This is a genomic window from Christiangramia portivictoriae DSM 23547, assembly GCF_000423045.1.
Lineage (GTDB): Bacteria > Bacteroidota > Bacteroidia > Flavobacteriales > Flavobacteriaceae > Christiangramia > Christiangramia portivictoriae.
The window spans coordinates 262,351-286,627 of sequence record NZ_KE383972.1; the positions used below are offsets into that span (position 1 = coordinate 262,351).

Sequence of the window (24,277 nt, forward strand, 5' to 3'; positions counted from 1 at the left end):
ATGGGAACATTTCAAATAGAAGGCGGTCATCGTTTGAGCGGGGATATACAACCCCAGGGAGCAAAAAACGAGGCACTGCAAATTTTATGTGCAGTATTGTTAACCAATGAAAAAGTGGTTATCAACAACATTCCAGACATTCTGGACGTGAACAAATTGATAAACCTGCTGAAAAATCTCGGTGTCAAGATCGAAAAACTGGGAAAAGGAAGTTATTCTTTCCAGAGTGATGATCTTGATATGGGTTACCTGAATAGCGAGCAGTTTAAGATCGATGGAGGCGGACTTCGCGGTTCTATCATGATCGTTGGGCCTATGCTGGGAAGATTTGGGAAAGGTTTTATTCCCAAACCTGGTGGAGACAAAATTGGTAGACGTAGACTGGATACTCATTTTGAAGGCTTTAGGAAGCTGGGGGCAGATTTCAGGTACAATAAGGAAGAACGATTTTACGGAGTTGAAGCTCCTGAAGGTTTGACCGGAAGCTATATGTTGCTGGAAGAAGCTTCTGTGACCGGAACTGCGAATATTGTAATGGCTGCAGTTCTTGCAAAAGGTAAAACGACTATTTATAACGCTGCCTGTGAACCATATTTACAGCAGTTGTGTCTTATGATGAATCGCATGGGCGCCAATATTAGCGGAATTGGTTCTAATATGCTGATCATAGAAGGTGTGGATAAATTAGGAGGTTGTGAACATACAATTCTTCCAGATATGATCGAAATTGGTTCATGGATTGGCCTTGCTGCCATGACAAAAAGTGAGATTACCATTAAGAATGTAAACTGGGATATGCTGGGTGTCATCCCAACAACCTTCCGGAAACTGGGCATTACTGTGGAAAGAAAGGGGGATGACATTTATATACCTGCACATACTGAAGGTTATGAAGTACAGAGCTTTATAGATGGTTCTATTATGAACATTAGTGATGCTCCATGGCCAGGCTTTACTCCAGACCTATTAAGTATAATTCTTGTAATCGCGACTCAGGCCAGAGGAAGTGTGCTAATCCACCAGAAGATGTTTGAAAGCAGACTTTTCTTTGTGGATAAACTTATAGATATGGGAGCCAAGATCATTCTTTGTGATCCACATAGAGCGACAGTGATAGGCCATGATTTCCAGTCTCAACTAAAAGCCACGACCATGACTTCTCCAGATATCAGAGCGGGAATTTCCTTATTAATCGCTGCACTTTCAGCAAAAGGAACCTCTACGATACATAATATCGAGCAAATTGACAGAGGTTATGAAAACATCGAGCAAAGATTAAAAGCGATAGGAGCGAAGATCACCAGAATCGCTTAACGCTGTTTTCTTCGGATTTCAATGCATAAAAAAAGCTGTTCGTTTGAACAGCTTTTTTAGTTATATAAGAGAACTTAGACTTCTGACTTTGCCTGTTCCTTATGTTCTTTATAATGAAAGAGATTTTGCTCTTTGATCATTTTTGTAGTTTTCTCCGGAAGCATGTCTTCCCATCCACTCTTACCTTCACTGATCATTTTTAAGACTTCTCTCGAATAAATGTTCAACGTATCAGGGTTGTAGTTCTTAATGTCTTCCACACGGCCATTGTATTTGAAGAACTTAAATAATTCCTTCATTCTTGGGTGTACTTTCAGGTTCTCACTGGTGGTCAATTCTCCGGTTTCTTCATCCTTCAGTGGATATAAATACACTTTCAGATCCTTAAAGAATAGTTTTCCGAAGGCTTCAAGAATACCGCCGCTTAGATGTCGATAGTACTTTTCATCAAAAACATCCACAAGATTCTGAACACCCATGGTGAGACCCATACGTTGTTTGGAGTACCTGGAGAAGTATTCCACTACCTTAAAGTACTCCTGGAAATTAGAGATCATAACTGTTTGTCCTAGAGAACATAGTAGCTCAGCCCTGTCCATAAAATCACGTTCGTCGATCTCGCCTTCTGCTCTTAAGTTAGACAAAGTGATTTCAAAAATGATTTCTGTATTTTCTTCAGAAACCTTGCTCTCGCTAAAGAACAGTTCCTTGGATCTTTCATACATATCCATGTTCACCTTGGTAACCGGTCTAAAGCTACCACGAAGAGCCAGAATATTCTTTTTATATAGGATCTTTGCCGGGAGTACGTTGTTCCCATCAGGACCAAACATTACGGCATCGGTCATACCATTTTTGACCAGTTGTAAGCTCATTAGCCTGTTATCCACGTTTTCGAAACGCGGTCCGGAAAAATTGATCGTATCGATCTCGATTTGATCTTTATCAATATGATCATAGAGATATCGAAGCAACTTTTTAGGATTGTCATACTTATAATAAGCGCCGTATATAAGATTAACACCCAGGATTCCTAAAGTATTTTGTTGATGACGGGCGTCATTTTCATGAAACCGTACGTGTAGCAGGATTTCGTTGTATTCTTCTTCAGGATCTACCTGATACCGGATACCTACCCATCCATGACCTTTATATTTCTTAGCGAAATCTATAGTAGCCACAGTATTGGCGTAGGTAAAGAATAGTTTATTTGGATGTTTCTCCCTTGAAATTCGTTCTTCAATTAAATTCGTTTCGTGGGATAACATTTTTTTAAGCCTGGCTTCAGTAACATAGCGGCGATCATCTTCAACACCATAGATCGCGTCACTAAAGTCTTTATCGTAGGCACTCATAGCCTTTGCGATAGTTCCAGATGCTCCTCCAGCCCGAAAGAAATTTCGTACTGTTTCCTGTCCGGCACCAATTTCAGAAAAAGTTCCGTAGATATTTTCGTTAAGATTGATACGCAGGGCCTTACTATTAATAGAAGGAACGTTCTCGAATTCCTTATCGCCCATTATGGTAATTGGCATATTTTATCGTTTAGGTAAGCATTGTTAATTGCGTACTTCAAAAGTACTAAAAGCGGTAGGCATACAAAAAAATATATTTACTTTTGTGCTAAAAATAACAGCTTTTGGAGGTTACATTTTTAGGGACTGGAACATCACAAGGTATACCAATTATTGGGGTAGATCACCCGGTATGTTATAGTGATGATCCCCGTGATAAAAGACTTCGGGTCTCTGTCCTGGTTCACTGGAATGGTAAAAATATCCTGATTGACTGTGGCCCAGATTTTAGGCAGCAGATGCTGGCCAATAATGTTAGAAAGCTGGACGCTATTTTTTACACTCATGAGCATAACGATCATACTGCAGGTCTTGACGATATAAGACCATTCTTTTTCAGGCAGGGTGATATTCCTATTTATGCTCACCAAAGAGTTTTAAATTCACTCAGAAAAAAATTTGACTATATCTTCACTTCGGAAGATCGCTATCCCGGAGCTCCCGCCGTTATTGAAAATGTGGTACATAACAAGGAATTTCAATTTGAAGGTTTAAAAGTAATGCCTGTAGATTTTAAGCACAACAAGCTGCAGGTTTTTGGATACAGGTTGGGAGATTTTGCTTACTTGACAGATATTAAAACTATTACCGATGAAGAGATTTCCAAACTAAAAGGTTTGAAAGTGCTGGTGGTAAGTGCGCTTAGAAGAGAGCCGCATCATTCCCATTTTAATCTTGAAGAAGCTTTGGAATTTGTGGAGATGGTAAAGCCGGAAAGAACATATTTTACACACATTAGCCATATGCTGGGATTTCATGCAGAAGTAGAGGAAGAACTTCCTGACAACATTCACCTGGCTTATGATAATTTAAAAATTGAAATTTAGTATGCGTAGCAAGATCTTAATGTACCTTTTCATTTTCGCTTTATTATTCTGCATTTTCATCTACGTCAACGATAAACGAATTTTGGATGCAAAAGAGCAGAAGATCGAACAACTTGAAGATAAACTTTCAGAACTGGAACTTGATCAGGTTCAGACATCAGAATCAACTCAGGAAGATTATTTTAATTTGTTGGATAATGAAGATGCGATCACTTATTTTCAGAATAACGGGGTGGAAACTGAAGGCCTTGTTGCTAAGCTCGAGGATGCGATCATCTCCAAGAACAGCGCTTCAAATGATAATCCTCTGGTGCCACATGCGGGTATGGAAGGCTCCATGCGAATCAATAAGATAAAAGTGCTCAATCACAAATGGATCATTGCCGACTTTACCGATGGAGCCTACTGGGGTGAAGTGTTTCTAACCTACAGCATTCAGGAAGACGGAACTCCGGTTTTTAATACTGAAAAATCATTTCTTTATCCTAAATATTAAAGTCGCTTTTTAAGCCATTCCTTCAGTTCAAAGAAATTCTGCGGAGCGACTCCGTGACCAACTGGAAATTCTGAATAGGTGAATGCTACACCGAGATTTTCCAGGAAAGGTTTGGTTCTGCGAGCCCATTCTACCGGAATCACCTGGTCTGCTGAGCCATGAGAGCAGTAGAAGGATAACTTGCTAAGATCATTTTTAAGATAATCCTGACCAAATATCTCTTTATTGATATAACCACTCAGAGCGATTACATTCGCTACCTTTTCGGGGTAGGTCAAGGCAACGGCATAACTCAGGATGCTACCCTGGCTGAAGCCTAACAGGTTGACTTTCGCAGCGTCTACGGGGTAATTTTCGACTACCTGATCAATGAAAGTAGCGATCAAATCACGCGACTTTATAGCCTGTAGGTCATCACTAAATTTACCATTCTCATTATCAAAATGTATGGCATACCAGGCATTTCCATATGGTTGCATGGGATACGGTGCCTTTGCAGATATGATAAAAAGTTCTTCCGGCATTTCCTCAGCGAACGAAAATAGATCGTTTTCATCGCTTCCGTAGCCATGTAACAGGATGAGAGCGGGAGCCTTTTCAACGTTTACCTTTGGTTTTCTAATGATATGATCTAAAACAAAATTGTTATGCATTACTTCACGGTACTTAAAAATTTCTGAAATAAAGCACCTAAAATAGGTACTTCTTTGGTTAGCCCCTGTATAGCTGTAATAATTCCATAACCCCAGAGAACAATAAAAAACAGGTAGAACGCCCCTATAATAAATACCTGGTCGAATAATCCCATTAAGGCACCTATTAGATAAAAGGTGATATTGATCCCAAAAGCCTGTCTTATATGAAAACTGGCAAATTCGTTTTTCTCCTCCATATTCATGAAGTAAGCGATGATAGTTCCTACAATAGTGATGTAGGCGATGATTGCACTGGTTCTGGCATTACCTTCGGTATTCATTTCTATGATCTTAAGATTAATCCTGCGTTGTTCACTATGCCTATTGCTTTTCCTTTTAATTTCCTGCCCAGAAAAATGCTGTTCTTAGACGTAGAGAGAATGTCATCTTTAGTAAAAGTATGCTTAAAGTCTGGTAAAAAGAGGCTAAGCTCGGCTGGATTTCCTTGCTCTATCTTTGATGCATGCAAATTAAATCGCTCTAATCCTGAAGTTAAGAGTCTAATGGTTTCCTTAGTGGAGAAAATGGTTTGCAGCATACCAAAAGCCGATTCCAGGCCAATACTTCCATACAGCGCATTATCAAATTCTACTTTCTTGTTTTCCACATCTATTGGATTATGGTCTGTAGTTACCATATCTATGGTTCCGTCCTTCAAGCCATCAATGAGCGCATCATTATCAAACTGAGTTCGTAATGGAGGTAAAACTTTCGCGTTTGCGTCAAAACTGGAAAGTACTTCGTCTGTAAGAACAAGGTTATGAATGGCTACACTACAGGAGATATCAAGACCTTTCTTCTTGGCATCTCTAATCAGGTCAACAGATTTCGCGGTTGAGATCGTAGGAATGTGCAGTTTCCCGCCAGTGTATTCCAATATATAGAGGTCACGAATAATCTGTAGTTCTTCAGCTAAGTTAGGGATGCCTTTAAGGCCCAGCGCAGTACTGTTCTCATGCTCATTTACCATACCGTTGGTTGCAATCCGATTTTCCTGAGGATAACTCTGTATAAGCGCGTCAAAATTCTGCGCATATTGTAGAGCGATTTTAAGCAGGTTTGGATTTTTTTGAGGCAATTTATAATCTCCAAAACTAATCGCTCCAGCCTCTTTCATGTCCAGTAACTCGGCCAGATCTTTTCCTTCACTTTTTATAGTCAAGGCACCAATTGGGTATAGATCTACAGCGTGACCTGCACTTTTTGCTTTTACGGCAGCAATGGCGCTGCTATGGTCAAGTACCGGGTGAGTGTAGGGATTTAGAGCAACAGCCGTAAAACCTGAGCTTCCCGCAACTTCCAACCCGTTTGCTATAGTTTCTCTTTCCTCATAACCTGGTTCGCCAAAACAAACACTACTATCAAACCATCCTCTGGAAACATGTAAACCTTCAATCTCTACGTGTTTGACGTCCTCTTTTAAAATATCCTTCCCAATTTCTGCGATTACTCCATTTTCAATATATAGATCCATCGTATGACCGTTTAAAGGCGAAGACTCATCAACAATTGTAACCGCTTTTAGAAGTAATTTCATTTCAGAAGTTTTAATAATAGCATTTCTATAGCCAGAAATATGATCGCAAAAATAATAAACCATTTCCAAAGCAAGCTGTTTTCGCTTCCTGCTTTTACTTCGGAAAAGTATTCTCCTATAGAAGCATGATTTGGAAATGTCAGATCTTCTGGTGCCAGGTAGGTAAGCTCACTTTCCTTTCTGGAATCGTTCAAACTTAGATTAAAGAGTGTTTCCTTATTGCTTCGAATCTCGTAGTTGCCAGCCCTCAGTTCGTTAGAACCAAGACGTATAACCACCCGATTATCAAATCGTTGTTGCTGCGGAATATAATCCAGATCTTCCCTGGATAAATGAAGCACCCGATCCTTTTCAATTTCAACTGGTATGCTAATTTCCTGTACTTCTGAAGTCTGGTAATAAAGCTGAGCAGGAGGGAGGCTTTGCATCCCAATCTGGTATAATACAGGAACGATTAAAGGAGAATTTTGAAAATTAGACATTTCCTGATTCAAGGCTGTCGTAAAAACATAGGTATTTGACCTGGATATTAAAAAAGGATCATTGTTTTGATAGGTAAGAATGCTGTTGCCAGAAATATTGCTATAGTAACCATCAACTCGCGGATATTCAAAATTCTGAACCTTCTTCTGAAATACATTTTCCAATAAAGGATGGCTAAAGCTAATACCTGTAATTAGTTGTTCGCTATTTGTCCATTCCGCTTTAAATCCCAGATCAAACTTCCGGGCAAAGTGGTTTAAATTAGTGGCATCTTGTGCAGATGGAATAAAAAGTACAGTAGAACCCTGTTCAGATCGTTGCTTAATATTATTTAGATTGGCTTCACTCAAATTGCTTACCTCGTTTATAACGATCAAACTTGCCTGCTGAAGCTGAGAATAGTCCACTTCATTTGGCTTACTGATGTTCAGATCAAATTCCGGTTTGGTATACAGTCTTCTTAAAAAATCTGGATCCCTTTCAGAAATAGCCAAAACCTTAATGGGCCTTTTTTCAGAAATACTGAAATAAAGAATATTGTCATATTTTAATCCGTTATCCTGAATTACAATGCTGCCATTGGCAATTTTCTGAACTGGTATGGTGAAATCTGTCTTAAACTGTCCGTTTTCATCATTGAAGGTCTTGCGGCTTAAGAGTTGTGTATCATCGTACATGGATACAACAAGATCATCATTCTTGTAATTCCCTGAAAACAGTATTTCGAAATCGTACATTCCTGTTGTTGAATTCATCAGGTGAACTGAGTCAATTTTAATGTTACTGGTAATTTCAGGTGTTAATCGAATGCTATTAATTCCACCATCAGGAAAAGCAATTTTTCTGTTCTTCATTAAATTCTCCTGGAAATCTGAAATTAATAGGATTCGTGAGGAATCTGCTTCAGGGAACTGGCAGGCTTGCAGTAAAAGGCTTTGCATGTCCAGTTGGTTTGAAGTATACTTTAAATTCTGAACAATATTCTTTAATTCTGGCAAAGATTTCTGAACATGTACAGCATCGTTCGTGATCAGGCTGTAATTTGAAGAAGGGTCCAGATGTTGAAGGAGTTCATTTTTTGCCAGTTCCAGAAGTTCATCACTTTGATTCTTAAGCTGCATGCTGTAGGAGTTGTCCAGGTAAATGACTTCGTTTATTGAGGTAGTTCTAGCTTCGGCAGGAAAGTAGGGTTTCGCAAAAGCCAGGATCAAACAACTGAGCATTAAAAGCCTGCAGGCAAGAACCAGGAATTTTTTTAATTGAGAACTCTTACGGGTTCGCTGTACAACCCGTTTTAAAAATTTTACGTTGGTAAATTCTTCTTTCTGAAATTTACGTAGTTTGAAAAGGTGAACCAGAATAGGAATTAATAGCAGAAATAATGCATACAATAATTCCGGATGTTCAAATTGCATAGAAACTAAGCTGTTTCTCAAATATAAATAAACACTGATTAGTTTTTAGTGCCTGGGAATACTAAATTTAAAATTACTTCCCTGACCTTCAATGGAAGAAATGTTGACGTTTCCATGCATGGACTTAACTAGTTTTTTAACGGTTGCAAGCCCAATTCCACTGCCTACATTCCCATCACGATCGGCAGTGTCCAGCGTGGCGAACAGCTCAAAAATATCTTCGAATTTTTCAGATGGAATACCATTTCCATTATCTATGACTGCAAAGTGATAAAATTCATCTTCCGGGGTGAATTCTATTCTCACTTTTCGAATATCCTTGTCATTGTATTTCAGGGCGTTACTTATCAGATTCATGAAAACCTGGGTGAGCGCTGCTTTATTTACTGCAGTGAGTTCCACATCTTCCGGATACACTATTTCAATATGGTCAGAAACTGTATACAGGTCGACGATTGGTTTAAGGAGCTTACTTAAGTTCACATCTGAAGCTTCTTTTTTTATTACGTGATCGCTACGATAGAAACTCAAAATACCGTCTATATAGTTACGTAAGGAATAAGAGGCTTCTACCAGGAACTGCAAATATTGATTCGTTTCTTCATCAAACTTTTCTTTATTCTCGTCTTTAAGCAATTCACTAAGCGAGATGATATTTGCCAGGGGAGATTTAAGGTCATGGGAAACAAGACTGGCAAATTTTTCAAGCTCCTTATACTTTTCCTCCAGTTTGTTCTGGACTGTAAAGAGCTTCTGTTTCTGCTTTCTGGACTCGAATAGTTTCAAAGCCTGGCTGGATAGCGCCAGCAATGCTTTTTCCTGTAGTGCACTCAGCTCTTTTTCGAAAGTATCGAAAATACAGAACACTGCTATGGCATGACCCTCTGGGTTATATAGTGGCACACCGGCATAAAAGCTGTATTCTGTAGCGTACTTCCCGGAAGCCGATTCAAAAATTTCCGGATCTTCAGACCTTTTAAGACAAAGGATTGGAGTCTTACTTTTAATCGTTAGATCACAAAAAGAATTCTCTCTATCGATTTCAGCAACTTCAGCCCCATGAACAGATTTATTCCAGATTCGATCCCTGTCAACAATGTTTATTTTTGCGACCGAAACCTCGCAAGCGACCGTGGCCAGGAAGGTGAGATTGTCATAATCCTCGTCTGGTCCCGAGTTTACAATTTGATATTCCTTTAAAGCGGCCCGCCGTAATTTCTCATTAAAAGTGCCTGAATTTTTCTGCATTTCCCCTTAGCTTCTTGATTTAAAGTTATTTAAATTTAAATAACTTTTTCAGAATAAAAGCTTAAACAGGGATATTATGTCGTAACACACTGAATTCGAACGTAGTACCTTTGTTTTCTTCAGAATTTAAAGTAATTGTGCCTCCTAAACTGTTGACAAGTTTCTTTACAGTGGAAAGTCCTATACCATGACCTTTTTTACCTCTTCGATCCTGTTTTGCGACCGTAGTGAAAAGATTAAATATTTTAGTTTGCTGATCTTCAGGTATTCCTATTCCATTATCGCTAATCTTAAAATTGAAATAATGCTCGTTCTCAGTACAATCTATATTGATAATGATTTTTTCGCGATCGTTGTACTTGAGACTGTTATTGATCAAATTCATAAAGATTTGGCCAATGGCGGAAGCATTTCCGTCAATTAAAAGATTGTTATCCGGGAGATTGATCTCGCAATTGTCAGCAATTTGAAGAAGATCTATAATATCTTCCAGCATATCGTTTAAAAAGAATTGCTTTACACTGTTTTCACTTTCGTGTTCATTAGAATAATGATCCAGTAATCCGTTAATATAATCGCTAAGGGTAAGTCCACTATCCTTTAGGTACGAAATATATCTACCTCCTTCTTCACCCAATTTTACAGCATACTTGGCTTTTAGCACATCGGCTGTAATAATCATATTAGCAAGAGGCATTTTCAAGTCATGAGACACGGTGCTCGCAAATTGCTGTAAAACCTTGTAACTTTCATCGAGCTCTTCTTTCATTTTTTCAAGAACGCTGTTGGCTCTTCGCGTTTCCAGCAAAAGTTCGACCTGCTTTCCCAGGGATTTCAGCGCCATTTTTTGTTCCTCATCCAAATGATGTTCCTTAGAGTCGTATACACAGAGTGTTCCCATTGGATAGCCTTTGGGATCCAGTAACGAAATGCCAGCATAGTAATTGATGGGAGTTTCTGCAGTGACAAATGGATTGTCAAAGAAGCGATTATCTTTCGAAGCGTTTGGCACTTCCAGTAAATTCTCTGGATCTATGATGGTATGGCCACAAAAAGAAACATCACGCGGGGAACCTTTTAAATCTGTTCCATAACTTGATTTAAAAAAATTACGATCTGCATCGATCATATTCACAACCGCAATGGGAGTCTTACATATGTAGCTAGCTAACCTGGTAATGTTATCGTAAGCTTCTTCCGGAAGAGTATCTATAATATTGAGTTCTCGCAGTGATTCAAGTCTCTGAAGTTCATTGGTTGGTTTTCCCGGAGTAATCATAAAAGCTTACTGTTATTTAAATTCAAATAAAGATAAAAATAATGAAGTTAAAATATTAAAACTGATCTTTTTCATACACTCCCAATCCAAAGAGTGCGAAATCATATTTAACTGGATCTAATGGATCCATTTTTCTCAGTTTTGCATCAAGTTCTGTTACGGCTTTAGCATCATTCGCTTTCCTGTGTAAAATTCCCAGTTTTCTGGCAATATTACCAGAGTGCACGTCTAAAGGACAACTCAATTTTGCTGCCGAAATACGATTCCAGATTCCAAAATCTACTCCCTGATCATCTTTTCTAACCATCCAGCGAAGAAACATATTAATCCTTTTGGCTGCTGAATTCTTTAATGGATCACTTACATGCTTTTCGGTTCTTGGCTGATGTGGTAGTGCAAAGAAGATGTTCTTCAATTCATGAATTGCTTGCTGTAGATGGGATTCTGTTTGATATTTAGTAAAGATACTTTCCAGACCTTCGTGATGAAGATAAATATTCTGGAGCGCTTTCAAAAAATATCGAAGATCATCCGCATTGAAAGTTCGATGAACAAACCCTTCAAATTTATCCAAATCCTTTTCAGAATGATTCAGAATAAAATCGTGCGGAGAATGATCCATTAGAGCCATCATCTGGTTGGCATTTTTGAGAATACTTTTTCGGTTTCCCCAGGCGATGGTCGCTGCAAGAAAACCCGAAATTTCAATATCTTCTTTTTTCTGAAATAAATGCGGAATACTTACCGGATCATCTGCAATAAAGGCAGAGGTATTATACTGTGCCGTTTTAAAATCAAGAAATTCTTTTAGTTGAGCTTTATTCAAATAGTTGAATTTAATTCAGTAACAATTTTTCCATCTACCATGGTAAGCTTTCTATCGGCCATGTTTGCGAGTTCTTCATTATGGGTTACGATCACGAAGGTTTGATCAAATTCATCTCTGAGTTTGAAAAACAACTGGTGCAGATTTTCCGCAGATTCTGAATCCAGGTTACCCGATGGTTCATCTGCAAAAATTACTGCTGGATTATTAATAAGACTACGCGCCACTGCAATTCTCTGCTGTTCCCCGCCACTTAATTCTCCCGGTTTGTGGGATGCCCTGTTTTTAAGACCAAGAAAATCAAGCAATTCAAAAGCACGGTCCTCTGCTTCCTTTTTTGGTGTTTTATGTATGAAAGCAGGGATACAGATGTTTTCCAATGCTGTAAATTCCGGTAGCAGCTGGTGAAACTGAAAAATAAACCCAATGTGTTTATTCCTGAATTTTGAAAGTTCTCTGGATTTTAGTCCGTAGATGTTAGTGCCATTGATGAGCAGCTCTGAGTCCTTACTTTTTCCCGGTTTATCGAGGGTTCCCAGAATCTGTAGTAAGGTAGTTTTTCCAGCACCGGAAGCCCCAACTATAGATACAATTTCTTTCTTTTTGATATGCAGGTCTACCGACTTTAATACGTGCAGATCTCCGTAATATTTATGTATGTTCTTTGCGATTATCATGAATACGAAATAGTCAATCCGAAATTAGCCAAAAAGCGAGCATTCCCCAAGTTAACTGCGGAATATGTTTCTAAGGTTATTGTAATCTATAAAATAAACGACTCTAAGACTTAGATTGTGCCGGGCAGGATTGGTAAAAAGATTGTTCAGGCTGTCTGTATAATTAAGTTCACTCAGTTTATCCTCATTAAAGATCGAATTACGGTATAAGAGTACAGCTTCGCTTCCAGGCGCGAACTGCCAGCGATAGCTTAGATCCAGATTCCAGATATTGAAATTCGCATCCGGATCGCGAAAAATGCTGGTGTTATAACTGGTAGGTTCAAGTTCACCATCTGCCACCAGCTTCTGGAAGGAGTTATCACCAAAACTTGCTGTGGACCAGAATTGTCTCGCACTTAAACTTAAGCCTTGTTTTGTATTAAAATTGTAATTCGCTCGAATAGAGTTTTCCACAGTCTTTTGATCTCTTATTCCGAAGATGATATTGCTATCCAGTTTGTTTACAAAGCTGGGTCTTTCTTTCTGCAGGCCATAATCAAATTCATACACCATATTGAACCGGTCACTAAATCGAAATCTGGGTTCAACGCTTAAACCATAATAGGCATAATCTGTATCGAAATATTCTTCGACATAGATCCTTGAATCGATTGCAAATTTCTTTCGGTAATCTGAGGATATAAAGAATCTGGAACTTGCAAAGGGTTTGTAGGTTACAAACGTATTTTCAGCCCTGGTTTCAAAATAGTCTCTAAACTTTGAATTGAAATCAAGAGAACCTCCAAAAGCAAAGCGCTCTCGAGTCATAGCAAAAAAATCTCCGCCCATCCCGGTATTGATTGTCTTGTCTGGTTTGTACCTTCTACGGTGCTGGCCATAGAGGCTTATTTGAAAATTATTGAAGTTACCTCGAGGTTCAAATATCTGGTAGGATGTTCCCCAGAATATGTTATTATAATTATTCGTAAAATTTATCCCAAGGTCATTGATGTCAAAAGTTTCATTCGCGAATTCATGTGCCACTCTGTACCTGAAATTTCCTTTCGTACGGCGCGCTGCAAAAAAGGAGGCAAAACCAGTAAGGTTCTGCCCGGGAAGATTGACGTTGCTCATTTTCGCCTGTCCCTCAACATTAAAACTGTTGGACTTATTATATACATCAAAGATAAATCCGGTGACATTCCCATCTCTGAAATTTCCATCCCGAGTTACATTCGTATTGATTAGTGTGATCGAGGAGTTTTTATTGAATCGCTGGTCCAGAACCATGATATTATAATTGGCAAGTGGCTCGGTAACCTGTGATCTCGTTTTTCCAGTGATCGTATCCCTGAAGATTGCCTTCGTTTCGCTGGTAACCGCGTTAAAAACCCCAATCCCCAAACCACGGTCTGTTCTTCCTGATACTTTTAAGGCGTTGATAAGGTCTGTTCTATTTGGATTTTCCAGTATTTGCTCACTGTCCAGCGCATTGGTTTGAGCAGCATTAAAACCCAGAGGAGTGCTTCCAACCCTTCTTGAATAGAATAAATTTCCTTTATTAAAAAGTTCAGTTCCTTCTGTAAAGAAAGCACGATTCTCTCCGAAAATCTGTTCAAAAGGCCCAAGGTTTAGTTCAACCTCGTCGTAGGCCGTTTGTCCAAAATCTGGAACTAACGTCATGTCCAAAGTAAAAGAGTCGTTAATACCATATTTGAGATCCATTCCGGCATTAAAGCTAAAATCATTGCTGCCATCAAAGGAATCGTAAGCAGATTGTATATAGGGATACAGGCTTAGTCGAACAGGAGGATCTATATTATTGATTCCGGTAAGCAATCCAGTGTATTGAGCCATCTGTCCTACAGACTTATCTATATAGTTCCAGACATATGTCTCATTTCTATGTGTTATTTCCCTGGAAAATTGGAGTCCCCAGCGCTGTCTTTCGGTCTCCGGAAATCTCAGTGCAGAGTATGGAATCTTCATCTCAAGATACCAGCCATTTTCATCCTGGGAAACTGCCGACTCCCATACCACATTATATCCATAATCTTCCTGCGACCCGGTGATGCGGGCATCGGCCTGGGTCCCGGCAGAGGTAACGATAAACCTGGTCTGGTTTTCACCGTCGTCATAGGTATTGATATCCATCAGAAAATATTCAGATTGCTGCAAATTATCCCGCTGGGTAAATTGCCTGATGGTTTTTTCTGGCTGACTTTCCTTCATGGTAGCGGCGATATAAATCGCGAGGTCATCGTAAAGAATTTTGACTTCAGTTGCGTGAGAATCGGGGATAGGAGTACCATCTCCGGGTTCCACCATTACAAAGTTTCCGGCTACTGGTATATTTTTCCAGGCATCTTCCGTAGCTATTCCATCGATTTTTGGAACTTCCTGTATGCGGGTTGCCTGGTAATTTTTCCTGGTTTCTGAATTTTGTGAGGATAGAATGCTGCTATTGATGATAATAATTAAAAGCAGCCAGTAATTTTTTGACATTTATTGATGAATCTTCAATATTGATATTACCGTAAAAGTAGATGCTAAATTTTTACCTGCAAAGTTTTTCATTAAATTCCCGTTAAAGCAAGGCTTCCTTGTTTAATTAGACCTTAAATTTGATAAACAAAATTTAGATGATGGCAATGAATGAAGAGAATTTGAAGAAAGCTACCCTCGCCGGCGGATGTTTCTGGTGTACCGAGGCCGTTTTCCAGAGATTGAATGGTGTCGAAAAAGTAATCTCCGGTTTTACTGGTGGAAATATTAAAAATCCCGCTTACAGAGAAATTATCACAGGAAGAACCGGTCATGCAGAAGCTATACAAATTACCTTTAATCCCAATAAGATCACGTTTGGAGAACTTTTACTGGTATTTTTTGCGACGCATGATCCAACGACTTTAAACCGCCAGCAGAATGATGTAGGTACGCAGTATCGAAGCGCCATATTTTTTCATGATGAAGAGCAGGAGAAAATAGCAAAACAAACCATAGAAGCGATCGAAGAGGAAAATGCTTTTGATAACCCGATAGTGACCGAAGTTACAGAGGCTTCTGCTTTCTATACTGCGGAACAGGAACATCAGGACTTTTACAATCAACACAGGCAACAACCATATTGCCAGTATATAATAGACCCTAAAATTACTAAACTGAAGCAAAATTTTTCAGATAAACTGAAGCAATCAGAAAACCATGGCATATAAATTTTTTGAAGAATACAACCAGGAGGTAACTGGTGAAATGAAACAGAATTTTCACGATATCATCGTGGGAGTGGGAGAGAACCCTGAACGTGAAGGGGTCGTGAAGACCCCGGAAAGGGCTGCTAAAGCAATGCAATTTCTTACTCAGGGATATGAAATGGATGCTGAAAAGATCTTGAAGAAAGCCATGTTCTCAGAAGATTATGATGAAATGGTAGTCGTGAAGGACATTGAGTTATATTCTTTATGTGAACATCATATGCTTCCTTTCTTCGGAAAAGCCCATATCGCCTATATTCCGAATGGTAAAATTGTTGGGCTCAGCAAACTGCCACGGGTTGTAGATGTATTCGCTCGCAGACTACAGGTACAGGAAAGATTAACGCATGATATTCTGGAGTGTTTGAATAATACCTTGCAACCTCAGGGAGTTGCCGTGGTGATCGAAGCAGTACATATGTGTATGATGATGCGAGGGGTGCAGAAGCAGAACAGTGCGACCACCACCTCTGGATTCCGTGGGCAGTTTAAAGAAATCGAGACCAGGAATGAGTTCCTCAAACTTATAAGTTCAGACCTTAAATAGATTTGGCACCTTATTTGCTTTTAAATAGTCAAAACCAAAAAACATGAAGCTATTTAAAAATAAAATATTTGCTAAAGGTCTGGTATATGACCTTGTGGGGATGGCCACTGTAGCTATTCCTTTTATAGGACCATTTCTTGATCTTTTATGGGCGCCTTACGCAGCAAAGAAGATGAGAGATATGTATCCGGGTAGAAAAGGTAAACTGGCCTCGGCACTGGTCTTCATTGAGGAGATCCTTCCGGGAACTGATATTATTCCAACCTTCACGCTAATGTATCTTTATACTTATGTCTGGAAAAAGGAACCTATGATGCAGCCACAGGTGATCGAAGTGGAAAGCTACTAGATTTCTAGTAAGATGCAAAACAAAAAAGGGCTACTGAATTCAGTAGCCCTTTTCATTTTAAATATGAATATTGGCAGAGAGCATTAGGTTTCTTCCAATATTGGATAATCCATCATTTTTCAGACGGGATAGATGTGAGAAATAATCCTTATCGAAAAGATTATTTACACTAAGTCGTAATTCAAAGAGAGCAGTATTGGTTTTAATTTCAGTTCCGGCTCCCAGATTCACCAGGCTGTATCCACCCGTTCTGGTTTCGAAACTTCCGGGGTTTTCCTGATCAAAAACATTTTTCAAACTTATAAAACTATAAGATCCTGTCAATAATCTCCATTCATTAAATTCAACTCTAAACGTATTCGTTAAGGTATTGGCAGGAATTAAAGGCAGATAAGTATCATCATCAAGTTTTCCTATTACCGTTTCAAAACTGCTTTCCAGGTGAAGCCAGTCTAATGGATGTGGGTGAAGATGAACACCAATTTCACCACCATATAGTCTCGCATCGTCCTGCAAATAACGAAATACTTCTTCATTGTCCAGGATCTCTCCAGACGGACTTATATAAATATAATTATTTACAGAATTGGTAAAACCGTTGGCAAAAGCTTCAAAGTGCTGATTTCGCCACTCAACGGCAAGATCGATCTGAAAATTCTGCTCATTATCCAGATTAGGATTTCCAATTTCATATCGATTTGCACCATTGTGGGAACCATTGGAAGTTAACTCAGACAAATTAGGTGCTCTAAATCCACTGGCAAGATTTAACCTGGTAGTCAAATTCTCTGTAATGTCCATTTTTGCGCCTATTGCACCATTGAAACTATTGAATTCTCTATCTACTTCATCCAGAATATCGCCATCTTCAGCAATGTACGATTCTGTTTCAATAGACCTGTTATCATATCGAATCCCTCCCTGAAAATCAATCTTCGGTAAATGATAGTGTGCTGTGGCAAATACACCAAAATCTGTAGTGGTAGCATCGGGAATGAGAATTTCTTCACCAAAATTCTCATTGCTCTGCCACATTCCCTGTACCCCGGCGATCACATCAAGGTTTTCAAACTTGGGAAAGTTGTATTTTAAATTATAGTTTAAAGTCTCCAAATGCATTTCCAGTGCTGGATCTTCATCTTCTTCACCTTCATGCTTTTCATGTTCCTCATGATCGCCATCATGTTCTTCATGTTCACCTTCATGCTCTTCATGCTCCTCGCCATCATGTTCTTCACCTTCATGATCTTCGTGATGATGGTGATCTTCAAATTCCTGGCGATCGTTGAACTGATAACCAACTTTCAGGTCTATGCTGGAATTATTAAGATAAAACTTATTATCCAGGCTTAGGATGTGGTTATCAATATTCTGGTAGGGTAGAAGTGGTTCTTTACTGGTAGACTGCACGCCCATTTCTTCGGGAATACCAATTTCCGAATTATTGAAATTGTAACGCAAATCGCCTTTGTAAGCGCTATTCTGGAATCCAATTCCGGCTTTGATATCCTTATCGTTAAAGCGAGTATTAGTTATTCTTTCTCCTTCACCTGTTTCATAATCACTGTGTGCGGCATAACTACCTCTGGCGATAAATTTTAATTGCTTACCCGAAGTAGAAGCCATTAAACTGGTTTGATGTCCTAGCGTATTTGAAAAGTAATCAGCTTCAACGCTTGCTTTCAAACTGTTTTCAGTCGCATATCTTTCTGGATTCAGATATAATACTCCGCCAATTGCATCACTTCCGTAGAGCAAAGAGGCAGGGCCTTTGATAACTTCTACGCTGGCAATACCTTTGGAACTAATACCAAGACCGTGCTCATCTCCATATTGCTGATTCTCTAAACGAACTCCCTGTGTATATACAAGTACTCTATTGGAACTAAGCCCACGAATAACTGGTTTACCAATACCCAGTCCAGTAGTAAGATTATCAACTCCAGCTATTTGTGTGATTCCTTCAGAAAGATTCACAGCACCATTTTTGGAAAGTTCTGAAACACTTTCGCGTTCCACCTTCATTACATTGTCGCTTTGTAACTGGTGAAAAGGAGTAGATACGATCACTTCTTCCATTTCTATGGCTGAAGGTTTTAAGGCAATGCTAAGATTCTGGGAAGGTAGAACCACCTCCTGGGTATAACTGGCATATCCTATCGAGGATATCACCATTTTAAAATTACCGTTTGGCAGATCTGATATGGTAAAATTACCATCGAGATCTGTCATCGTTCCCCTCTCAAGAGCTGGAAAATAAACATTAGCACTAAAAACTGGTTCCTTAGTATCCTGATCGGATATTTTCCCGCTTAGAGAATTTTGTCCATACAATATGGACTGCACCGCTAATAGCAGTGCCAATAACTTTATATTACGCATTGAAATATTTTAAATGATTTTACTTATTTATCCTGAAATGGAAAAAACAGGTGGACCACGTAGCTCGTAGCATAATGGTTTATAATCATTTAAAAATTGGTAGTAGTCGTAGTTAAGAGTGGAGGTGTATACTGCCTCTTCAAATCGAAAGCTCTGAAAGTCAAGAGAGATTATTGGATTCTTTTGAAATTTATGAAGTTCACAATCTAAGGACTTGTCATGATAATGCTCATCTGCATAATTATTACACAAGCTATGTCCATGACCTGAGAAAAGATGTGAAAAACTCACTCCAGAGGGTAGCAGTATAAGTACTGCGGTAAAAATTAGAAGTATGTTCTTCAATACATTCATTTCATCTATCAAACATTTTCGCGAATCCTAGCCTGCTCAACATTTTCTTTTCAAAAGCCCAGAAGAATTGAAATTGTCCAAATAGCCAGCCGAAACTTACAAGTAATACCTGGTAAATAGGAAAGATCAACAAAATGCGAAGTGTCCAGTAGATACTCCAGTGCGTTGTTTCAGAAGTAATTCCCAAGAATTCACAAAGGGGACCGGCAATTTTTGCAGAAGAAGAACCTGTGATGGCAAAAACCAGCAATATGATAAATAGCTGCCAGTTATCTTCGATTCCCCATCTAGCCTTCAATTTTTTCATACGGCAAATATACGATTTTGCTTAGAAAATCAAATTCGTGTAGGAATACCGAAGCGTTGATTATAATGCCTGCTAAAGAATACAAAATAATTATAGAGCAAATAGTTTACCTCGTATCCATAATCAATGCTCGAATCATAATTGATCTGATTGATATATAAATTAGGATCGTAAGTTTGAGGTTGCATCACCCTCGTGTTATATTCAGTAACAAGAAACTGATTTTTGTTTTCCAGGTAAGACTGAGAATGATAACCTCTCGGGCGTGCGTATGAATTGATGAAAAGATTAAAACCTGGTTCGATAATAATAATTTCATATTCCAGACTGTCATTGGCAATTCGAACAGTGTCATTGGTTGCATCCCTGTTCTTAAAGTCCCGGGAGTTTCCAGGTCCACAGCTATAAATCGCCAGGGCCAGTAAACAGATGTAAATTATATTCTTCATTCTAATTTATTTAACAACAATAAGCATACCTTATTTTCCTCCGGTATAACCTCCAAGAATACTATCTTCAGAAGAGTCCTGATTTTCCAAAGCAATTCTTCCAGCAGGCCTGATAAGGTTTCCGGAGTCATCCCCTTCAGAAGAGATTACCTTTACAAATTCATCTGAAGCTGTTTCAAAATAACCAAGTAAGGTTTTCCTGATTTCAGTCATCTCCAGTCCCGGTGTTCTGGATTGAATTTTAGAAATGATGATTACCGCTACATTTTCCGCAATGCAGATCAATTTTGCTGAAGAATCGGAAGGTACTTCATACGTTTGCTCCAAAAGGGTATGCATTACTTCTTTATTTTCCGAAGAGATGGAAGAACGGTCATAAAGCAAATCTTTATATTCTATTTCATTGAATTTCTTTACTAACTTTTCTGAACTATTAGTCTCTGCTATAGAAACTGCCCAGGGCAGAAGGCTGGCAAAAATCTGTAATAATAAATCCTCCTCAAGATTCAATTCTTTCCGGGTATTCTGAATAAGATCCTTTCCCGCTGAAATTTTAAATAAGTCCAAAATAGTTGCCATCGTCCTTTATTTTTTGAAGATTTGAATGATCTGCAATGCCAGTTCTTCCCCGATTCTTTCCTGAGCTTCGGTAGTCGCTGCACCAATGTGCGGACTCAAAGAAATACTTTCGTTCATCAACAATTTAATGGCGGGTGAGGGTTCATTCTCAAAGGTATCGAGTGCGGCAAAAGAAACTTTTTCTTCGTCGATCGCTGCAAGTAATGCTTCTTCATCCAGAATGCCACCACGAGCAGTGTTGATGATTCCAACGCCTTTTTTCATTAAATCAAATTCAGCTTTTCCAATAATTGGCTCAGCTTGCGCAGGAACATGAAGGCTAATGAAGTCGGCGTGTTTGATGAGCTGCTCTACAGGCTCTGTTTTAATTGGGATAGTCACTTTCTGGTCATTATAAAAATCCAGTGTGATTTCTGTTTCACCAACTTCCTTGTCACTGGCAACAACACGCATTCCAACTCCCAAAGCTATTTTAGCTACTTCACGACCAATTCTTCCTAGTCCTATGATTCCCAGCGTTTTACCTCGTAATTCAGATCCGCCAGCATATGATTTTTTAAGATCTTTAAATCTTGAGTCACCTTCCAAAGGCATATTCCTGTTTGAATCATGAAGCTTTCTGGCTCCTCCAAATAAGTGAGCGAATACCAGCTCTGCCACAGAAGAAGAAGAAGCTTCCGGAGTATTGATTACGGCGATACCCTTGCTTCGCGCATACTCTACATCAATATTGTCCATACCAACACCACCTCGGCCAATTACCTTTAAATGTATGCAATTATCTATAATGTTTTTTCGAACCTGGGTCGCACTGCGCACAAGGAGCACACTAATTCCATTGCTTTTTAAGTAATCTTCCAGTTGATCCTGGGCAACCTTCTTTATAATGACTTCAAAGCCGGCATCCTTCAAAAGTTGAACACCACTATGCGATAAACCATCATTTGCTAATACTTTCATTTTAATTGATGTCTGGATTAGTTTACTTCTTTTTCTAGTTGTTGCATAAGATCTACTACCACCTGTACGCTTTCAATCGATAAAGCATTATACATGGAAGCTCTGTAACCACCTACACTTCGGTGTCCGCCAAGACCATTAACGCCAGCTGCCTTCCACAATTTATCGAACTGTTCTTTATGATCTTCGTTTTTGAGGTTGAAAGTCGGGTTCATAGGTGATCTGTCCTCTTTTTCAGCAAAGCCTTCAAACAAAGGGTTTCGATCAATTTCATCATATAATAGCACAGCTTTTTCGGCATTTCTCTTTTCCATGGCGGCGATACCACCATTCTTTTTGATCCATCGCATAGTTAGCATGGAAACATAAACCGCATAAACGGGAGGGGTGTTAAACATGCTGTCTTTTGAAATATGTACCTGGTAATCCATCATACTTGGGATTTGTCGGTCCACTTTTCCCAGGATATTTTCTTTGACCACGACTAGAACTGTTCCTGCCGGACCCATATTTTTCTGTGCACCGGCATAAATAAGATCAAATTTTTCAAAGTCGAGCTGTCTTGAAAATATATCACTACTCATATCGCAAACCATTGGCGTATCTGTTTTCGGAAATTCCTTGATCTGGGTTCCAAAGATGGTATTGTTGCTGGTGCAGTGAAAATAATCTGCATCTTTCGGGATCGTGTAATTTTTTGGGATATAATTGAAATTCTGCTCCTTAGAGGAGGCAACTTCGATCACTTCTCCAAATAATTTTGCTTCTTTTATGGCTTTAGACGACCATGTACCGGTGTTCAAATAGGCCGCTTTTTTGTTCAAAAGATTGTATGCGGTCATAAGAAACTGTAAGCTAGCACCACCCTGAAGAAATAGCGCCCTATAGCCTTTATCCTTTAATCCCAACAATTCAAGTGCCAGGGTCTGTGCTTCTTCCATAACAGCAACAAAATCTGCACTACGGTGAGAAATTTCCAGTATCGAAAGACCAGAGTTGTTAAAATCAAGAATTGCCTGTGATGCTTCCTGAAATACTTCCTGCGGTAATATACAGGGTCCTGCGCTGAAGTTATGCTTTTTCATTGATGTATTCTTTTTGGGTGTATTCACAAAGATGCCAAAATTAGTAGGTCTTTGCTGTTAGCGAAATGATAAGATTAGAGTTGACGAAGAAATTCCACGGTATCGACGTTATCTGCATAATCCCAGAGCTGTGGGTGTTGAGTCTTACCAAATGCGACTTCATTCTCCTCTGGATCTTTCTTTACGATACATTGCAGCTTTTCAGCATTAGATTCCAGAACTTGCTTTAGACTTTCTGAATTCGCGTAAGTTTCATAAAACACGGTGGCAATAGGAGAGCCGAAGCTTTTATCTTCCTTCAGCATTAAAAATCCATTATCAAGAATTTTATATTCACTCATTAAATAAACTGCTTTATTGTAATCATAATTATTGGCGTATTTATTTTCATTGATGATAGGATTCCAGGAATACATTGCCTTGAAGAACTCGTCGAAATCATAACCTTCGGGAACATATAACTTGGAAACATTACGACAGCCTAATCCATAATAAAGAAAAATATCCTGACTCAATGCTTCGAGTTCATCTCTGGACTCTTCCCCGGTAAGAATGGCGATGGAATTTCTATTTTTACGAATTATACTGGGCTTGCCTTTGAAATAATATTCAAAATATCGCGCCGTATTATCACTGCCGGTGGCGATCACCGCATCAAAATTTTCCAGGTTTCCCTGTTTAAATTCTATGCGATTCCTGTATTCTGAATTGTGGTCTATTAGAAATCTTGCGATTAAAGGCAATAAAAGTTCATCGCTAGAGGATTGTTTGATCTGTATTTTGTGACCACAAATTATGGTACAAATAAAATCGTGGAAACCAACCAACGGAATATTACCTGCCATGACGATCCCTACGTTTTTCCCTCCTGTGTCAGAAAGGTCATAGCGATTTATCCACTCTTTAAGATTCTCAAACTGCAATGCTTCGCTCCATTGCTGAAGTGAAAATATGATGTTTTCCCGGGTAAACCAGCCGTTGCGATGAATGGAGGCATCGATCTTGTTGTTCATTTCCTTTGTAAGATCTTCTAATTCTGAAAATTCTGGATGTTTTTCTATACCATCGATCTTAAACTGACCTAAAAATTTTCCTAAGGCAACAAGGTTTGAAGTATGCTCTTCGATTGTCATGTTCATATTTGGTTATGAGGGTGGCCTATCTTAAATTTGTAAAGCGAAATTAAAGTTTCCAAAGCTATTAACCATAATTTTCTCTAAAAGCTCAGGTCTTTTTTCGCTTACTACTTAAATTTACCAATAAAAACAGCGCTATGGCAATTGTAATAACCGATGAATGTATAAACTGCGGTGCATGTGAACCAGAGTGTCCTAACACGGCAATTTATGAAGGTGCAGATGACTGGAGATATGCAGATGGAACCGACCTTGAAGGTGATGTGGTACTTCCCGGAGGGAAAGAAGCAAACGCTAACGAAGCCCAGGAACCGCTAAGTGATGAAATTTACTATATAGTACCAGATAAATGTACCGAGTGTAAAGGTTTTCATGAAGAACCTCAATGTGCGGCAGTATGTCCCGTGGATTGTTGTGTTCCCGATGATGAGCATGTGGAGTCTGAAGAAAAGCTCCTGGAGAAACAAAGCTTTATGCACCACGATTAAAAATTTTTGAAACGTTTAAAACCTGCCAGCTGGC

25 protein-coding genes are annotated in these 24,277 nt (G+C 39.0%); 7 read left to right on the forward strand and 18 right to left on the reverse strand.

Annotated features, from left to right (window positions below; all coding sequences use genetic code 11):
* Window positions 1-1,314: a UDP-N-acetylglucosamine 1-carboxyvinyltransferase gene (murA, locus tag G529_RS0113780; RefSeq protein WP_026916081.1), complete on the forward strand. Its 1,314-nt coding sequence runs from the start codon at window positions 1-3 to the stop codon at window positions 1,312-1,314.
* A gap of 74 nt (window positions 1,315-1,388) precedes the next feature.
* Here murA and G529_RS0113785 read toward each other — a convergent pair whose 3' ends face one another.
* Window positions 1,389-2,849, reverse strand: a complete 1,461-nt coding sequence (locus G529_RS0113785; protein WP_026916082.1) for a hypothetical protein — start codon at window positions 2,847-2,849, stop codon at window positions 1,389-1,391.
* Between the two features lie 104 nt (window positions 2,850-2,953).
* Between G529_RS0113785 and G529_RS0113790 the strand changes: the two genes are divergently transcribed.
* Window positions 2,954-3,715, forward strand: coding sequence for an MBL fold metallo-hydrolase (locus G529_RS0113790; protein WP_026916083.1), 762 nt, complete (start codon window positions 2,954-2,956; stop codon window positions 3,713-3,715).
* A 1-nt stretch (window position 3,716) separates the two neighbouring features.
* Window positions 3,717-4,211, forward strand: a complete 495-nt coding sequence (locus G529_RS0113795; RefSeq protein WP_026916084.1) for a hypothetical protein — start codon at window positions 3,717-3,719, stop codon at window positions 4,209-4,211.
* Here the strand turns inward: G529_RS0113795 and G529_RS0113800 are convergent.
* The 9 genes from G529_RS0113800 to G529_RS0113840 all read right to left on the reverse strand — a co-directional run bounded on the left by G529_RS0113800 (window position 4,208) and on the right by G529_RS0113840 (window position 14,858).
* On the reverse strand, window positions 4,208-4,864 hold the full coding sequence (locus G529_RS0113800) for an alpha/beta hydrolase (RefSeq protein ID WP_026916085.1): 657 nt from the start codon (window positions 4,862-4,864) through the stop codon (window positions 4,208-4,210). The two genes, G529_RS0113795 and G529_RS0113800, sit on opposite strands and share 4 nt — an antisense overlap.
* Window positions 4,864-5,187 carry a membrane protein gene (locus G529_RS0113805; RefSeq protein ID WP_026916086.1) on the reverse strand — a complete coding sequence of 108 codons (324 nt, stop codon included), beginning with the start codon at window positions 5,185-5,187 and terminating at the stop codon, window positions 4,864-4,866. Before G529_RS0113805 ends, G529_RS0113800 begins: the two co-directional genes overlap by 1 nt.
* A 2-nt stretch (window positions 5,188-5,189) precedes the next feature.
* A complete protein-coding gene (locus G529_RS0113810) occupies window positions 5,190-6,443 on the reverse strand; it encodes a dihydroorotase (RefSeq protein WP_026916087.1) in 1,254 nt (417 codons plus the stop codon).
* Window positions 6,440-8,341, reverse strand: coding sequence for a BatA domain-containing protein (locus G529_RS0113815; RefSeq protein ID WP_026916088.1), 1,902 nt, complete (start codon window positions 8,339-8,341; stop codon window positions 6,440-6,442). Before G529_RS0113815 ends, G529_RS0113810 begins: the two co-directional genes overlap by 4 nt.
* A gap of 45 nt (window positions 8,342-8,386) precedes the next feature.
* Entirely contained in the window at window positions 8,387-9,589 is a 1,203-nt protein-coding gene (locus tag G529_RS0113820) for a GAF domain-containing sensor histidine kinase (RefSeq protein WP_026916089.1), read from the reverse strand.
* Window positions 9,590-9,650: 61 nt separating this feature from the next.
* Window positions 9,651-10,868 (reverse strand): GAF domain-containing sensor histidine kinase, encoded by a 1,218-nt coding sequence (locus G529_RS0113825; RefSeq protein ID WP_026916090.1) that lies wholly within the window; start codon window positions 10,866-10,868, stop codon window positions 9,651-9,653.
* A 55-nt stretch (window positions 10,869-10,923) separates the two neighbouring features.
* Entirely contained in the window at window positions 10,924-11,694 is a 771-nt protein-coding gene (locus tag G529_RS0113830; RefSeq protein ID WP_026916091.1) for a TIGR02757 family protein, read from the reverse strand.
* Entirely contained in the window at window positions 11,691-12,371 is a 681-nt protein-coding gene (locus G529_RS0113835; RefSeq protein WP_026916092.1) for an ABC transporter ATP-binding protein, read from the reverse strand. The genes G529_RS0113830 and G529_RS0113835 overlap by 4 nt, the downstream gene beginning before the upstream one ends.
* 51 nt (window positions 12,372-12,422) lie before the next feature.
* Window positions 12,423-14,858 (reverse strand): DUF5916 domain-containing protein, encoded by a 2,436-nt coding sequence (locus tag G529_RS0113840; RefSeq protein WP_026916093.1) that lies wholly within the window; start codon window positions 14,856-14,858, stop codon window positions 12,423-12,425.
* 146 nt (window positions 14,859-15,004) lie between these two features.
* Here G529_RS0113840 and msrA point away from each other — a divergent pair, with 146 nt between their 5' ends.
* Genes msrA through G529_RS0113855 form a run of 3 tightly spaced genes read left to right on the forward strand, consistent with a single transcriptional unit; the run spans window position 15,005 to window position 16,503 of the window.
* Entirely contained in the window at window positions 15,005-15,568 is a 564-nt protein-coding gene (msrA, locus tag G529_RS0113845) for a peptide-methionine (S)-S-oxide reductase MsrA (RefSeq protein ID WP_026916094.1), read from the forward strand.
* On the forward strand, window positions 15,558-16,154 hold the full coding sequence (gene folE / locus G529_RS0113850; protein ID WP_026916095.1) for a GTP cyclohydrolase I FolE: 597 nt from the start codon (window positions 15,558-15,560) through the stop codon (window positions 16,152-16,154). The genes msrA and folE overlap by 11 nt, the downstream gene beginning before the upstream one ends.
* A 43-nt stretch (window positions 16,155-16,197) precedes the next feature.
* Entirely contained in the window at window positions 16,198-16,503 is a 306-nt protein-coding gene (locus G529_RS0113855) for a hypothetical protein (RefSeq protein WP_026916096.1), read from the forward strand.
* A gap of 57 nt (window positions 16,504-16,560) precedes the next feature.
* On the opposite strand, the gene G529_RS0113860 is transcribed toward G529_RS0113855, so the two are convergent.
* The 8 genes from G529_RS0113860 to G529_RS0113890 form a co-directional block, all read right to left on the reverse strand.
* Window positions 16,561-18,885 (reverse strand): TonB-dependent receptor, encoded by a 2,325-nt coding sequence (locus G529_RS0113860; RefSeq protein WP_026916097.1) that lies wholly within the window; start codon window positions 18,883-18,885, stop codon window positions 16,561-16,563.
* 27 nt (window positions 18,886-18,912) lie between these two features.
* Window positions 18,913-19,239 (reverse strand): hypothetical protein, encoded by a 327-nt coding sequence (locus G529_RS16565; protein WP_157514685.1) that lies wholly within the window; start codon window positions 19,237-19,239, stop codon window positions 18,913-18,915.
* A gap of 1 nt (window position 19,240) precedes the next feature.
* Window positions 19,241-19,546 (reverse strand): DUF6787 family protein, encoded by a 306-nt coding sequence (locus G529_RS0113865; protein WP_026916098.1) that lies wholly within the window; start codon window positions 19,544-19,546, stop codon window positions 19,241-19,243.
* Window positions 19,547-19,575: 29 nt separating this feature from the next.
* Window positions 19,576-19,995, reverse strand: coding sequence for a DUF6146 family protein (locus tag G529_RS0113870; protein WP_026916099.1), 420 nt, complete (start codon window positions 19,993-19,995; stop codon window positions 19,576-19,578).
* A 30-nt stretch (window positions 19,996-20,025) separates the two neighbouring features.
* Window positions 20,026-20,574 carry a hypothetical protein gene (locus G529_RS0113875; RefSeq protein ID WP_026916100.1) on the reverse strand — a complete coding sequence of 183 codons (549 nt, stop codon included), beginning with the start codon at window positions 20,572-20,574 and terminating at the stop codon, window positions 20,026-20,028.
* Between the two features lie 6 nt (window positions 20,575-20,580).
* A complete protein-coding gene (locus G529_RS0113880) occupies window positions 20,581-21,534 on the reverse strand; it encodes a D-2-hydroxyacid dehydrogenase (protein WP_026916101.1) in 954 nt (317 codons plus the stop codon).
* A 17-nt stretch (window positions 21,535-21,551) separates the two neighbouring features.
* Window positions 21,552-22,619 carry a 3-phosphoserine/phosphohydroxythreonine transaminase gene (serC, locus tag G529_RS0113885; protein ID WP_026916102.1) on the reverse strand — a complete coding sequence of 356 codons (1,068 nt, stop codon included), beginning with the start codon at window positions 22,617-22,619 and terminating at the stop codon, window positions 21,552-21,554.
* A 74-nt stretch (window positions 22,620-22,693) separates the two neighbouring features.
* Window positions 22,694-23,758: an acyl-CoA reductase gene (locus tag G529_RS0113890; RefSeq protein ID WP_422678730.1), complete on the reverse strand. Its 1,065-nt coding sequence runs from the start codon at window positions 23,756-23,758 to the stop codon at window positions 22,694-22,696.
* 134 nt (window positions 23,759-23,892) lie between these two features.
* On the opposite strand from G529_RS0113890, the gene G529_RS0113895 reads away from it, so the two are divergent.
* The gene (locus tag G529_RS0113895) at window positions 23,893-24,243 is read left to right on the forward strand and encodes a 4Fe-4S dicluster domain-containing protein (protein ID WP_026916104.1); all 351 of its coding nucleotides are present in this window, start codon (window positions 23,893-23,895) and stop codon (window positions 24,241-24,243) included.
* The last annotated feature ends 34 nt before the right edge of the window (window positions 24,244-24,277 follow it).